13 protein-coding genes and 1 pseudogene are annotated in these 13,044 nt (G+C 69.4%); 8 read left to right on the plus strand and 6 right to left on the minus strand.

Translation table 11 applies throughout. The features are described 5' to 3' along the window. The first annotated feature begins 170 nt into the window (after positions 1-170). From ACSDQ9_RS07755 to ACSDQ9_RS07775, 5 genes are read left to right on the plus strand one after another with little or no spacing between them, the layout of a single operon-like run. Positions 171-1,538 carry a cytochrome P450 gene (locus ACSDQ9_RS07755; RefSeq protein ID WP_435145748.1) on the plus strand — a complete coding sequence of 456 codons (1,368 nt, stop codon included), beginning with the start codon at positions 171-173 and terminating at the stop codon, positions 1,536-1,538. After that, on the plus strand, positions 1,535-1,918 hold the full coding sequence (locus ACSDQ9_RS07760; protein WP_435145750.1) for a lycopene cyclase domain-containing protein: 384 nt from the start codon (positions 1,535-1,537) through the stop codon (positions 1,916-1,918). The genes ACSDQ9_RS07755 and ACSDQ9_RS07760 overlap by 4 nt, the downstream gene beginning before the upstream one ends. After that, the gene (locus tag ACSDQ9_RS07765) at positions 1,915-2,274 is read left to right on the plus strand and encodes a lycopene cyclase domain-containing protein (RefSeq protein WP_435145752.1); all 360 of its coding nucleotides are present in this window, start codon (positions 1,915-1,917) and stop codon (positions 2,272-2,274) included. The genes ACSDQ9_RS07760 and ACSDQ9_RS07765 overlap by 4 nt, the downstream gene beginning before the upstream one ends. Continuing rightward, positions 2,271-3,062: a class I SAM-dependent methyltransferase gene (locus ACSDQ9_RS07770; RefSeq protein WP_435145754.1), complete on the plus strand. Its 792-nt coding sequence runs from the start codon at positions 2,271-2,273 to the stop codon at positions 3,060-3,062. Before ACSDQ9_RS07765 ends, ACSDQ9_RS07770 begins: the two co-directional genes overlap by 4 nt. Beyond that, positions 3,059-4,621, plus strand: coding sequence for an FAD-dependent oxidoreductase (locus ACSDQ9_RS07775; protein WP_435145756.1), 1,563 nt, complete (start codon positions 3,059-3,061; stop codon positions 4,619-4,621). Before ACSDQ9_RS07770 ends, ACSDQ9_RS07775 begins: the two co-directional genes overlap by 4 nt. Positions 4,622-4,626: 5 nt before the next feature. Here the strand turns inward: ACSDQ9_RS07775 and ACSDQ9_RS07780 are convergent, their stop codons facing one another. The 4 genes and pseudogenes from ACSDQ9_RS07780 to idi form a co-directional block, all read right to left on the minus strand. After that, positions 4,627-5,511 (minus strand): phytoene/squalene synthase family protein, encoded by an 885-nt coding sequence (locus ACSDQ9_RS07780; protein WP_435145758.1) that lies wholly within the window; start codon positions 5,509-5,511, stop codon positions 4,627-4,629. Further along, positions 5,508-6,983 carry a phytoene desaturase family protein gene (gene crtI, locus ACSDQ9_RS07785; protein WP_435145760.1) on the minus strand — a complete coding sequence of 492 codons (1,476 nt, stop codon included), beginning with the start codon at positions 6,981-6,983 and terminating at the stop codon, positions 5,508-5,510. The genes ACSDQ9_RS07780 and crtI overlap by 4 nt, the downstream gene beginning before the upstream one ends. Continuing rightward, positions 6,980-8,068, minus strand: coding sequence for a polyprenyl synthetase family protein (locus tag ACSDQ9_RS07790; RefSeq protein WP_435146336.1), 1,089 nt, complete (start codon positions 8,066-8,068; stop codon positions 6,980-6,982). Before ACSDQ9_RS07790 ends, crtI begins: the two co-directional genes overlap by 4 nt. 30 nt (positions 8,069-8,098) lie before the next feature. Next, positions 8,099-8,629, minus strand: a pseudogene (idi, locus tag ACSDQ9_RS07795) (isopentenyl-diphosphate Delta-isomerase); the annotation flags it as partial. Positions 8,630-8,781: 152 nt separating this feature from the next. Between idi and ACSDQ9_RS07800 the strand changes: the two are divergent. Then, positions 8,782-9,702, plus strand: a complete 921-nt coding sequence (locus ACSDQ9_RS07800) for a MerR family transcriptional regulator (protein WP_435145764.1) — start codon at positions 8,782-8,784, stop codon at positions 9,700-9,702. 25 nt (positions 9,703-9,727) lie between these two features. Here the strand turns inward: ACSDQ9_RS07800 and ACSDQ9_RS07805 are convergent, their stop codons facing one another. Further along, positions 9,728-10,210, minus strand: coding sequence for a hemerythrin domain-containing protein (locus ACSDQ9_RS07805; protein WP_435145766.1), 483 nt, complete (start codon positions 10,208-10,210; stop codon positions 9,728-9,730). Positions 10,211-10,242: 32 nt separating this feature from the next. Beyond that, complete coding sequence (locus ACSDQ9_RS07810; protein WP_435145768.1) at positions 10,243-10,623, minus strand: DUF2249 domain-containing protein; 381 nt, start codon at positions 10,621-10,623, stop codon at positions 10,243-10,245. A 335-nt stretch (positions 10,624-10,958) separates the two neighbouring features. Between ACSDQ9_RS07810 and ACSDQ9_RS07815 the strand changes: the two genes are divergently transcribed. Both ACSDQ9_RS07815 and ACSDQ9_RS07820 read left to right on the plus strand, forming a co-directional pair. Next, on the plus strand, positions 10,959-11,960 hold the full coding sequence (locus ACSDQ9_RS07815; RefSeq protein ID WP_435145770.1) for an ABC transporter permease: 1,002 nt from the start codon (positions 10,959-10,961) through the stop codon (positions 11,958-11,960). 20 nt (positions 11,961-11,980) lie between these two features. Beyond that, on the plus strand, positions 11,981-13,000 hold the full coding sequence (locus ACSDQ9_RS07820) for a carbohydrate ABC transporter permease (RefSeq protein WP_435145772.1): 1,020 nt from the start codon (positions 11,981-11,983) through the stop codon (positions 12,998-13,000). The last annotated feature ends 44 nt before the right edge of the window (positions 13,001-13,044 follow it).

The raw sequence follows: 13,044 nt of genomic DNA on the forward strand, positions 1-13,044 counted from the left end.
CGACACGATCCGGCGCGCGCCGCTGGCCGATGTGCCCTCCCCGGCAGCCTAAACATTGGACACACATTGCACAACCACCCCGAGGGGGGCACTAGTGTTGCGGTACCGGCTCCGCATCACTGCCATTCGACGGGGCCACACCGATGCCGGTCGGCAGGGAGGGACGACGCGTGAGCGCACCATCACGTCGCCGCGCCAGCAGGGCCGGCGAACCCGACTGGGACACGGGCGCCGGCGCCGCCAGGGTGGTGCGCGAGAACGGCATCTGGCGGGTGCGCTCACTGGAGGCCGCCAGGCAGGTGTTGCGGGCCCGTCGCCAGACCAGCCAGGCCGGCTTCACCGCCGAGTGGATCCCGCGCGGCTGGTTCCGCCACCACCCGATCCTGATCTCCGACGGCCCCGAGCACGACGCACAGCGCTCGAAGGTGGCCCGGTTCTTCGCGCCGTCCGTGATGACCGAACGCTACCTCGCCACCATGGAGCGGACCGCAGACCACCTGCTCGACGAGGTGGCCGACGCCGAATCCTTCCCCCTCGACGAGCTGGCATTGCTGTTCACCGTCGAGGTCACGGCCGAGGTGGTGGGGCTCACCCGCACCCCGACCGCCGCAGAAACCGCACGTCGGCGGATCAGGTCCGCCGTTTTCGGCGTCGGTGACCACCCGCGTGCGGGTTCTGACCACACCAGGGCGATGGCCCGGCGACTGACCGCCTTCTTCCGGCAGCCCCCGTTCGACCTGTCGAAGCCACGGCTCGGACGCAGCGGCCGCCAGTGGGCGACGGCGGCGGCGCGCGGCCTGGTGCCGATCGTCGGCTTCCACCTGGCCGACGTGCGGCCGGCCATCCGGCAGCGGCGGCGTCGACCCGGCGACGACATCATCAGCCACCTGATCGCCGAGGGGCACACCGACGCCGACATCCTGGTGGAGTGCGTCACCTACGGCACCGCTGGCATGGTCACTACCCGCGAGTTCATCACCATGGCCGCCTGGCACCTGCTCACCGACCAGGCCCTCGGGGACGCCTATCGGGCTGCCGAGCCCGAGGGGCGCCGCGCCGTGCTGGCCGAGATCCTGCGATTGGAACCGGTGGTCGGGCACCTTTACCGCCGAGTGACCGCCCCGTTCACCGTGACCGACGGCGACCGGGCCTGGACGATCCCTGCCGGCGACCTGGTCGACGTGGCCGTGCGGCAGGCGAACACCGACCCGCGGGCGATCACCGATGATCCCGGTGCGCTCTGCCCCGGACGATCGATGCCGAGCGGCGTGCAGGCCACCGGGCTCACCTTCGGTGACGGCGCGCACAAGTGCCCCGGCCAGCCGCTGGCCCTGCTCGAGGCAGAAGTGCTGATCAGCCGCCTGCTCGACCGGGCGCCCGTGGTGGTGACCGAGCCGACGATTGCCGAGCCGACGGTTGAATGGGCCGACCTGATCGAGGGCTACGTGGTGCGCGGCTTGCGGCTCCGACTGATGGCGAGCCCCGGTCGGGTCAAAAGCCCGGGGGGCACCGCCGGATCGTCGGGAGGCACACCGTGAACGACCACCTGCAGTACCTGGCCCTGATGGCCGGCTGCCTGCTGATCACGCTGCCGCTGGAGTTCGTGCTGCGAGCCCGCGTCTACCGCCGCCCCCTGAGGCTGCTGCTCGCGCTGCTGCCGACGTTGGTGGTGTTCGTGGCCTGGGACGTGCTCGGCATCATCCGTGACCACTGGCGCTACAGCCCGAGGTTCACCACGGGCATCATGCTGGGCCCGATGCCCCTGGAGGAACTGGTCTTCTTCGTGGTGGTCCCGATCTGCGGTCTGCTCACCCACGAGGCCGTCGGCACGGTGCTCGGGCTCGTCCGCCGCCTGGGGACCCGTCGCGAACCCGAGGCCGGGCAATCCGGTGCCAGCCACCGGGAGGAGACCCCATGACCCCGTGGCAGTCGGCATCTTTCGGAATCCCGGAGTACACCCTGCTGACCGTGCTGGCGGTGGTCGGCGTGGTGGCCGTCGAACTGCTGTGGCTGCGCACCGGCCTGTTCCGCAGCCTGCAGTACTGGCTGGGGATCGCGATCGTCTTCTTCTTCCAAGCCCTGGTCGATGGCTGGTTGACCAAGCTCAGCGACCCGATCGTGCTCTACAACCCCGCCCATCACCTGGGCCTGCGCGTGCCGTGGGACATCCCGGTCGAGGACTTCGGTTTCGGGTGGGCGATGGTGACGCTCACGCTGCTGGTGTGGACCCATCTGGGGCGCCGGCGCACCGACCACAGGAAGGACGCCCGATGACCACCACCGACGCCTTTGACCACGGCGCCAGCCACTACGACCTGCTGGTCGCCCTCAACCCGGGCTACCACCTGGAACTCCGCCGCGCTGCCGAGGTGCTGGCCACCCGCCTGGGCGATCGGCCCGGCCTCTCGACCCTCGACCTGGCCTGCGGCACCGGCGCCTCCACCCGCGCCCTGCTCGGGGCGCTGCCCCACGACTCGTCCATCGTCGGGCTGGACGCCTCCTCGGGCATGCTGCGGCGGGCCGCGCACAAGGACTGGCCGGCCCGGGTCAGGTTCGACCAGGCGGTGATCGGCGAGCTCGACCCGGACGACTGGGGTCGCGGCAGCCACGACGGGGTGCTCGCCTGCTACCTGTTCCGCAACGTGCCCCCTGAGCGTCGCGACCAGGGCATCGCGGAGGTGCGCGACCTGCTGCGCCCCGGCGGCTGGCTGGTGGCGATGGAGTACTCGGTGGCCGGCAACCGGCGCGCCCGCCGCGTGTGGGACGCGGTCTGCCGCGGAGTGATCCTGCCGCTGGCGACCCTGGTGGGCGGTGACCGGCACCTGCACCGCTACCTGTGGCGGAGTGTGGTCGAGTTCGACTCGGTGACCACCTTCTGCGACCGGCTCGCGGCTGCCGGCTTCACCGACATCGCCACCCGGACGGCCGGTGGCTGGCAGCGCGGGGTGCTGCACACCTTCGTTGCGCGCGCCCCGGAGGCACCGGCGGCGAGCGCCCCGTCCCGGGCGGGAGCGCCCGAGCGGGCCCACCTTCCCGAACCCGACGACGAGCGTGCAGCATGAGACTCCCCCGACTGCGGACCACGTCCACCGGTGGTCACCGGCACCCGGGCACAGACCCGCACGCCGTCCGGCACCCGGGGCCCACGGGTGCGGACGGGGACGACGCCCGCCACCACGTGCTGGTGGTGGGCGGCGGGATCGCCGGGCTGGCGTCCGCGACCGTGCTGGCGGAGGCCGGGGTGCGGGTGACCCTGGTCGAGTCCACCGAAAGGCTCGGCGGACGGGTGGCCGCCTGGCCGCTGCCCGGGGGGCGCACCATGAGCCGCGGGTTCCACGCCTTCTTCCGCCAGTACTACAACCTGCGCTCCCTGCTCGGCCGGGTCGATCCCGGGCTGGGCTTCCTGACCGCGGTGGACGACTACCCGCTGCAGCGCCCCGACGGCATGCGCGACTCGTTCGCGGGCCTCCCGACCACTCCCCCGTGGTCGGTCGCCCGGTTCGTGATGCGCAGCCCCGCCTTCACCCTGCGTTCGCTGGCGGGCGTCAACGTGCCGGCGGCGATGGAGCTGCTGAGGTGCCGCTTCCCCGGAACCCACGCCGCCTACGACGGCGAGTCGGCCGCCGACTTCCTCGACCGGCTGCGGTTCCCGCGTCCGGCCCGCGAACTGGCCTTGGAGGTGTTCGCCCGGTCGTTCTTCGCCGACCCCGCCGAGTTCGGGGCGGGCGAACTGGTCGCCATGTTCCACACCTACTTCATGGGGTCATCCGAGGGCCTGCTGTTCGACGTGCCCGATGACGACTACGACACCCGGTTGTGGGCACCGCTCGGGCGCCGTCTCACCGACCTCGGCGTCCGGGTTGTCACCGGGACGGCGGTGACCGACCTGCAGCTGGACGAGGGCTCGGTGCAGGCCACGCTCGGCGACGAGCTCCTGACCGCCGACGCCTGCGTGCTGGCGACCGATCCCCGAGCAGCCCGGGAGGTGGTCGCCCACTTGCCGACAGCCGAGCTGTATCCACGAAACCCCTCGCTCTGGGCTGCGTGGAGTGAGGCCGTCGAGCGCACTCGCAACGCCCCGCCATTCGTGGTCACCCGCCTCTGGCTGGGTACCCCTGCGGATGCGGACCGTCCCGCCTTCCTGGGCACCGCCGGCTACGGCGCCCTCGACAACATCTCGCTGCTGGAGCGCTTCGAGGCCGGCGCCGCCACATGGGCACGCGAGCACGGAGGATCGGTGGTCGAGCTGCATGCCTACGCCTGCCCTCCTGCCGTGCTGGACGACACCTCCGCTCGCGACCGGTTGGTGGCCGACCTCGAGCGGCAACTGCACCGCGCCTGGCCCGAGACCCGCACCGCGCCGGTGCTGCACCGCGAGGTGCTGGTGCGGGACGACTGCGCCCTGATCACCCCCGAACCGTGGAACGATCGTCCCGGCGTCGGTACGCCCTCGCCGCGGCTCGTGCTCGCCGGGGACTGGGTGCGCTGCGACCAACCAGTCGCGCTGATGGAACGGGCGGCCACCACCGGGTTCCAGGCAGCCAACCAGCTGCTGGCGGGGTGGGGCGTGCGTGGGGTTGACCTGTGGACGGTGCCGCTGACCGGCGTGCTGGCCCGCTGAAGGGCTCAGAAATCGACCCGGGGCACCCCGAGCACGCACGACCTCACCAGCACGCCGAGCTTCTCGGAGTCTGGCACTCTGATCCGCCCGGAGAAGACGTCGTAGTCAGCGGCCTCGATCCGGTCGAGGATGCGGCTGTAGAGCACCAACGCCGTGCCCACGCAGCGACGCGACGGAGCCGGCAACATCGCCAGCCCTTCCTGACCGTGGGCGTACAGGGCCCTGGCCCGGGCGACCTGCTCGGCCATCATGGTGCGCCATTGCGGCGTCACCCTGCGCAGCCACGGGTCGGCCCCGTGCCGAAGCAGGTCCTCCTGGGGGAGGTAGACGCGTCCACGGTCGAGGTCTTCGTCGACGTCGCGCAGGAAGTTCGTGAGCTGGAAGGCGTTCCCGAGCGACCTGGCCGGGCCCTTGGCCTCGGGCGTGAGCGGTTCCAGCACCGGCAGCATCATCTCGCCGATGACCGCCGCGGACCCCTCCATGTAGACCTCGCGGAGTTCCTGCCAGCTCTGCCACGTGGAGCGGTCCAGGTCGGAGGCCATCGCCCGGAAGAACCGCTCGAAGCACTCCGGATCGGTACCACGGCTCCCGATGCTGTCGACGATCGCCGCCATCACCGGCTCGTCCGAGGTGCCGGCCGCGAGCGCCCGGAAGAACTGGTCACGGAAGGCCGCCAGCCGCTCGCCGGGGGTGCCCTCCTGCGGCACCGCCAGGTCGACCCGTTCGGGCTCGTCCACGATGTCGTCGGCCAGCCGGCACAACGCGTACACGGCGAACACGTCCCGCCGCTGCGATCGGGGCAGCAACCGAGCACCCCAGTAGTAGGTGGTGCCGTACCGGTGGGTGAGCTCGGCGCAGCGCCGGTAGCCGACCTCGAGACTGCCGGTCATGACAGCTCGCGGACCCTGCGGGCGGCCAGCTTGCCCGAGATCAGCACCATCGGGATGCCCACTCCGGGGGTGGTGCCGGAGCCCGCGAACACCAGCCCCGGCACCCGCCGGTCGACGTTGCGCGGCCGGAAGGGACCGGTCTGGGCGATCGTGTGGGCGAGTGCGAACGGGGTGCCCGCCGCCATCCCCTGCTCGGCCCAGTCGGCCGGCGTGACCAACCGCTCCGTGACGATCTCGGTGGGATAGCCGGAGGCCTCCAGGAATCGGAGCATGCGCTCGCGCAGGCGGGGGCCCTCCTGGGCCCAGTCGATCCGGCCGACCTCGAGGTTGGGCACCGGTTCGAGCACGTACAGGGTGCTGCAGCCCGGTGGCGCGGCGTCCGGGTCGTCCACCGACGGCACGGAGACGAACCGGGAGGGGTCGCGCATCGTGCGACCGCGCTCCAACAGGTCGCGGAACGCCTCGTCCCACTGGTCGCCGAAGTGGATGTTGTGGTGCCCGGAGCCCTCCGGCGGACCACCGCGCACGCCGAGGTGCCAGACCACCGCGCTGGGTGAGTATCGACCGCGGCGGGCCACCCGGGGCGGGGTCAGGTCCGGCAGCAGCTTCTGGTAGGCGACCGGCAGATCGGCGGTCACCACCACGGCGTCGGCCGCGATGCGTTCCCCCGACTCCAGGTGCACCCCGGACGCGGACCCGTCCGCCCGCCTGGTCACCCGGTCGACGGACGCCCGGTAGCGGATCTCGACTCCGGCATCGCTGGCGGCCCGGGCCATCGCGACCGGTACAGCGTGCATGCCGCCCTCGGGGAACCAGACGCCCTCGATCGAGTCCATGTAGGTGATCACCGCGTACAGGGCCCTGGCCTGGGCCGGGGCCAGGCCCGCGTACATCGCCTGGAAGCTGAACACCCGGTGCAGTCGCTCGTCGGAGAAGCGGCGGGCCACCTCGGGACCGAGGCTGCGGAAGGCCCTCAATCGCACCAGTTCGGCCACAGCCCGGGGCGAGCGCACCAGCCCCAGCGGCGAGTCGAAGTTGGTGTCGATGAAGTGCGGCATCTCGACGTCGTTGAGCCGTCGCAGCCAGGCCACGAAGTCGTCGAAGGCGCGGGCATCGCGCTCGCCGCACTCGTCCGCGATCACCTCCCGCATCTTCTCGTGACCGGGGCGCACCAGCAGGCGCGAGCCGTCGGCGAAGAAGGCATGGTAGGCGGGGTCGAGCAGACGCAGGCTGACGTAGTCCTCGAGCCGGCGGCCGACAGCGGCAAAGGCCTCTCTCAACAGCGACACCATGGTGAAGACGGTGGGACCGGTGTCGAAGCGGAACCCGTCCTGCTCCAAGGAGCCGTTTCGGCCACCCGGTTGCTCTTCGCGCTCCAGCAGCGTGACCCGCTGACCATCGCCGGCCAAGTGCAGCGCGGCTGCCAGACCCGCCAGCCCGGCACCGACCACGATGGTGTGGCCCGCCCTCATGCCGTGCGCCATGCGAGCATCTGCGCCGCCTCGGTCAGGCCGTTGACACCGGCGCGCGCCAGCGGTGCACCGGCCAGGCAGTCCATCGCCTCGTCCACTTCTTCGGTGATCATGGTCTCGACCCTCTCCTCCACTCCTGCTCGACGCATCAGGTCAGCCAGGGTGGGCACGTCCTCGTGGGTGAAGGCAGGGGTTCCCACCCGAGCCAGCAGGTCGGCAGACTCGCCGGTAAGGCGCTCCCGGGCCAATGACAGCAGCACCGTCGCCTTGCCCTCGAACAGGTCGTCGCCGGCGGGTTTCCCGGTCAGCGCAGGGTCGCCCCACACCCCCAGCAGGTCGTCGCGCAAGGCAAAGGCTCGTCCGAGGTGATCCCCACACGTGGTCAGGCAGTCGACCACACTGTCCTGGGCGCCAGCGGCTGCAGCCCCCAACTGCAGCGGTCGGGTGACCGTGTAGCGCCCTGACTTGGTGCGGGCCACGTGCTCGGCGTGGCTCCGATCACGGCGCCCGGCCGCCGCTCCGGTGAGGTCGGCCCGTTGACCGGCTATCAGTTCCACCGACAACTCCCGCCACACCCGGCGCATTGACTCAGGCAAGCAGTCGACCAGCCCGTCGGCGAGGGCGTGGGCGAGGTCACCGAGCAGGATTGCCAGGTTCCGCCCGAAGGCCTCGCTCTCGCCCCGTGCACCGTGCGTGCGATGCCAGAGGGTGGCCTGCACGTGCGCCGAGGGGCGGCCACGTCGCTGGTCCGACTCGTCCATCACGTCGTCATGGATCAGCGCGAACAGATGCAGCAGTTCGATGGCGGCAGCGGCGCGCAGCATGTGACGGTAACCCTGACCGTCCGGCACACCACCGGCGGCGATGAAACCCCAATAGACCATCGTCGTGCGTAGCCGCTTGCCGCCTGTGGCGAGCAGTGCGAGCAGCCAGCCGGGCAGGTCCTCCGAGAGCACGTCAACGCCCAAGCCCTCCGTGTGCACCGACCACTGGGCACTCAGGGTGACCAGGGTCTCGCGCAGCACCTGGTCGACCTCGCGCTTCGCGGCAGCCAGATCGGGGACCACCGTCAGCCCACCGGCCATGCCAGCCGACAGGGCACGGTCGACCTGCGGTATCTGCAGCACCGACCACGGGCTGTAGGCCTGCGGGATCGCCGCGACAGCCGTGGTCAGACTCCGCCACGGGACCCACACCCACTCCGCCACCTCGGCGGGGTCGGCGACGGGGTCCTCGTCGGTGACGAAGCCTGCATACACCGGGCAGACCTCGTTCTCGACGATGCCCGAGGCATCTGTGGCGCGGTAGCGGAAGTCCGGCAGCAGGGGCACCAAGGGTCCCACGGTCAGTCCCAGTTCCTCCCTGATCCGGCGGCGCGCGGCCGACTCGAGGTCTTCACCCGGACGAGGGTGCCCGCAGGCCGAGTTCGTCCACACCCCCGGCCAGGTGGCCTTGGTGACCGCACGGCGGGTGAGCAGCACGTCACCGTGCGCGTTGAACAAGTAGGTCGAGAAGGCCAGATGCAAGGGGGTCTCCGACGAGTGCACCCTGAGTCGGTCGGCCCGCCCGATCTGGTGGCCCGAGTCATCGAGCAGCACCACGTCGTCACCGGACGGCGATGCCGGATACTCAGAAGTCTGTGACATTCATGCCCCTCACGACACCCTGTCGAATGTTTGTCTAATGTTGTTCCAAGGTAGCCGGGCGGTCGAACGCGCGCAAGCAATTCCGTGGCATCTTCTCAGACCCACCCGGCGACGTGGGTCGGCACGCGATCCGCGGCCGGGAAGGGGAACAGGTGTACACGGTCAGCCAGGCAGCGGCGCTCTCGGGCGTCGCCACGAGCACCCTGCGCGCCTGGGAACGCCGCTACGGCATCATCCAACCCACCAGGAGCGAGGGTGGGTATCGGCTCTACGACGCCAACCAGATCGAGATCCTTCGCGAGATGGCCGCCCGCGTGGGCGAGGGCATGCGCGCCGCGCAAGCAGCCGCGAGCCTGACCGCAGGGCCGGTCGGACGGAATGCCGCAACGCCGACGGACGAGGGTGGAGACTTGGTTGAGGCTGTGTCATCCCTCGACCCGGGACTGCTCTCGTCCACCGTGGATCGGGCCTTCGGCTCGGGTTCGTTCGACGCCGTCATCAGGTCGTGGCTGATACCCCAACTGGGGCGGATCGGCCAGGCGTGGGCCACCGGCGAGATCTCCGTGGCACAGGAGCACCAGATCTCGGCGGAGTTGATGCGTGCCCTGTCGAACAGCTTCCACGAGTCGGAAGAAGCAAGCTCGGGGCAGCACGTGGGATCAAGCCCAGGGCAGCAGGAATCAGGGACGGTGCGACCGGGCAAGGCCGGACCGATCGTCTTGGTGGGCCTGCCGCCGGGCGCGCGTCATGAGATCGCAGTTCTCGCCTTCGCGACCTGCCTGCGCCGACTCGGTGCACGGGTCGTCTACCTGGGGGCAGATCTACCGGCGAGCGACTGGCGCGAGGCCGCGACGAAGAGCCACGCCAGAGTGGCGGTGATCGGCGCCCACAGCGACACCGATGCGGCGGCCGCGAACCTTGTGGTCAGGTCATTGTCGAGCCTCTCGCCCCGCGTGCCCGTATGGGTCGGCGGGAGTGCGCGCGGCGAGGTGAGCGGAGCCACGCCCCTCACGGACGACGTCGTGGACGCCGCACACGAATTGCACCGAGCCATGCTGGCGGGCCGCGCCTGACGGGACTCAGCCCGACAGAACGTCCTCAATCGTGTAGGGCGTGCGGTTCGTGCGTGCGCGGTTCGTGGGCATGGGCTCGGCCGGTGCCGTGGTCATACTCATGGGTGAGCGTGTCGATCTCGTCCCAGTCGGGGCCGACCAGCGAGACGGCCGCTGCGGGGAAGAGGCTGTTGTCCTCGCGGTCGATGTGGGCACGCAGGGCGTCCTCGAAGAGGTCGAAGACCTGGTGCCGCAGCGTCGGATCGGGCTCGGTCGCCACGCACTCGAGCAGGTCGTCCAGGCCGACGTGTTCGCCGCACAACTGGGTGACGTAGTCGACGAACTCGTCCTGCTTCTTCATCACGCTGAACAGGCCCACCTCTTCGGCGCCCGTGTGAGGGCCGAGCAGGCCCGCCACCGCTTCGACTCCGCGGCGGCACTCGTCGGCATCGCCACCCTCGACGGCACGCCGCAGATCTCCCGTGGCGTTGATGATCTCGACGTGCTCGTCCATGAATCGACCGATCACGCCGATCGCGTCGCAGCCGCAGTAACTGCACATCAGCGGCGCACCATCCGCAGCTTCCAGGCCGCATCGGCACCGTCCGCCTGGGGTGAGTCGGCGCCGCGCTGGTCGTAGGTGACGGTGAGCGAGTCACCGAAGATGTCGGTGATCTGGCGCAGCAGCGGCTTGGGGTCGTGCGGAGCCACCAGCACCAGGCCCTTCCCCGGCGTCAGCTGACCCAGCGCGCCGAGGATGGCGCCGTGGCGGATGGCGTGCGGAATCGCCCGCGCGTCGAGTTCGGGGAGCACCTCGTCGTGGCCGCCACAGCCGCAGCCGGAAGCGGGGGCCTCGCTGAGGGGCAGTTCGCGCCTGGTGGTCTCGGCGCTGGGCAGGTCGGTGAGATCGGTGGTGGGCAGGTCGGGTGTCGTGATGTCCATGTCACAGGTTTACCCACTCCTCCTGTGCAAACTCCCAGCGGGGTGCCCTATCCCGACCCCGCGACCAGCCGCCGAGGCTCACATGGCAGCGCAACCACGAAACCCTTGACACCCCCGAGCGCCGCTTTGTATCGTTCCATTCACGAGCAGGGGCCACCGTCGGCACCGGATGCTCGGTCAGTCAAGGAAGACACCCAGGGAACGTTCCCGCACCGCCAGATCGCACCGCCCACCGCATCACCACCGCATCACCACTGCATCACCAGCGCAGCACCCCGGGCATCCGCGGCCACCAATGGCAACGCAAACATTCCCCCGAGAGCGAGGACCGGTACGTGGCGACAGCAACCCCCGAACCCACCGCAGGGGCAGCACGCGCCCGCACCCGTGAGCGGCGCGGACGAGATTCCCGCCCGTCGACGGGCCCAAGCTTCTGGAAGGGCATGCGGCACAGCAAGACCCTGCTGTTGATGTGCCTGCCGGCCATCCTGTTCTTCCTGGTGTTCGCCTACGGCCCCATGCCGGGTGCCTACATCGCGTTCACCAACTTCAACTACCGCGACGGCATCTTCGGCAGCCCCTTCGTGGGCATGCGCAACTTCGAGTTCCTGATCAAGTCGGGCCAGTTGTGGCTGCTCACCAAGAACACGGTGCTCTACAACCTCGCCTTCATCGTGATCGGCAACGTGCTGCAGATCGCGCTCGCACTGATGCTCAACGAGATTCGCTCGAAGTACTTCAAGAAGGTCAGCCAGACGCTGATGTTCCTGCCCTACTTCGTCTCGGTGGTGCTGATCGGCGTGATCGCGTTCAACCTGCTGAACTACGACACCGGCGCGGTCAACGCCCTCGTCAAGGCCACCGGCGGCGACCCGATCAAGATCTACTCCCAGGCCGGGCTGTGGCCGTTCATCATCATTCTCGCCCACCTGTGGCAGTCCACCGGCTACGGCTCCATCGTCTACTTCGCGGCCATCATGGGCCTCGACAGTTCGATGTTCGAGGCCGCCGCCATCGACGGCGCCTCGGCCTGGCAGCGCATTCGCTACATCATTCTGCCGAGCCTCAAGCCCACCTTCGTGATTCTGCTGCTGTTCTCGCTGGGCGGCATCATGCGCGGCAATTTCGGTCTGTTCTGGAACCTCGTCGGCAACAACGCCCAGCTCTACCAGACCACCGACATCATCGAAACCAGCGTCTATCGCATGCTCACGTCGCAGAACAACTTCACCACCTCGACGGCGGTGGGTCTGTACCAGTCCCTGTTCGGATTCCTGTTGGTGATGACGGTCAACTGGATCGTCCGTCGTATCAATGCCGACTACGCCCTCTTCTGAGCCGGACGAAGGAGCCTGACATGAGCACAGCACACGTCACCGGCGCTGGCATTCCGGCGGCCGGCACCACCGACACCGACGCGGTCACTCCCGGCGGACCCAGCCTGGGTACCCCCGACCTGACCGGCACCACCATGCCGAGCGGGCCTCGCAAGATGAAGCTCGACAGTTCCGAGGTGGCCCTGCGGACGATCTCGTACGTCACCGTGGGCATCTTCGCGATCCTGTGCGCGCTGCCCTTCCTGCTGATCATCTCGGCGTCGTTCTCGAAGGAGTCGCTGATCATGGAACACGGCTTCAGCCTGTTCCCCCGCGGCTTCTCGACCGACGCCTACGAGCTGATCTTCCGCTCGCCGCGGCAGATCGTGGGCAGCTACGCGGTCACGGTCATCATGACAGTGGCCGGTTCGGCGCTCGGCCTGGCCATCACCGCGATGACCGGCTACGCGCTGCAGCGCAAGGACTTCCCGATGCGCAACCACATCTCGTTCTTCATCTACTTCACGACGTTGTTCTCGGCGGGCCTGGCCCCCACCTACCTGTGGGTGGCCGTGACCCTGGGACTGCGCGGCAACTACCTGGCCGTCTTCCTGCAGCTGCTGCTGTCGCCGTGGCTGATCATCCTGATGAAGAACTTCGCACGCTCGGTGCCCTACGAGGTGATCGAGTCGGGGAAGATCGACGGCGCTGGCGACTTCCGCATCTTCGCCCAACTGGTGCTGCCGATGCTCAAGCCGGCCCTGGCCACGATCGGCCTCTTCCTCGCGCTGGGCTACTGGAACGAGTGGTACCTCAGCTCGCTGTACCTCGGCAGCACCGTCGAGTTCAAGCCGCTGCAGTACTACCTCTACAACATCATCAACACCGCCAATGCCCTGCGCACCTCGGTGGCCGGCGCCAACGTCACCATCACCGACCTGCCCAGCAACACCCTGAAGATGGCCAGCGCAGTCGTCGCGACGGGTCCGATCATCCTGCTCTACCCGTTCGTGCAGAAGTACTTCGTCAGCGGCATCACCGTCGGCGCCGTCAAGGGCTGACACCCACCCTCGTCCGCCCATTCACCAACACCTCATCCAGCAAC

Source organism: Aestuariimicrobium soli (assembly GCF_051192575.1).
GTDB lineage: Bacteria > Actinomycetota > Actinomycetes > Propionibacteriales > Propionibacteriaceae > Aestuariimicrobium > Aestuariimicrobium soli.

Coding starts and splice junctions, on each gene's coding strand:
- ACSDQ9_RS07765 (WP_435145752.1), top strand. CDS start 1,915: ATGACCCCGTGGCAGTCGGCATCTTTCGGAATCCCGGAGTACACCCTG.
- ACSDQ9_RS07770 (WP_435145754.1), top strand. CDS start 2,271: ATGACCACCACCGACGCCTTTGACCACGGCGCCAGCCACTACGACCTG.
- ACSDQ9_RS07775 (WP_435145756.1), top strand. CDS start 3,059: ATGAGACTCCCCCGACTGCGGACCACGTCCACCGGTGGTCACCGGCAC.
- ACSDQ9_RS07780 (WP_435145758.1), bottom strand. CDS start 5,511: ATGACCGGCAGTCTCGAGGTCGGCTACCGGCGCTGCGCCGAGCTCACC.
- crtI (WP_435145760.1), bottom strand. CDS start 6,983: ATGAGGGCGGGCCACACCATCGTGGTCGGTGCCGGGCTGGCGGGTCTG.
- ACSDQ9_RS07790 (WP_435146336.1), bottom strand. CDS start 8,068: ATGGCCGGTGGGCTGACGGTGGTCCCCGATCTGGCTGCCGCGAAGCGC.
- ACSDQ9_RS07810 (WP_435145768.1), bottom strand. CDS start 10,623: ATGGACATCACGACACCCGACCTGCCCACCACCGATCTCACCGACCTG.
- ACSDQ9_RS07820 (WP_435145772.1), top strand. CDS start 11,981: ATGAGCACAGCACACGTCACCGGCGCTGGCATTCCGGCGGCCGGCACC.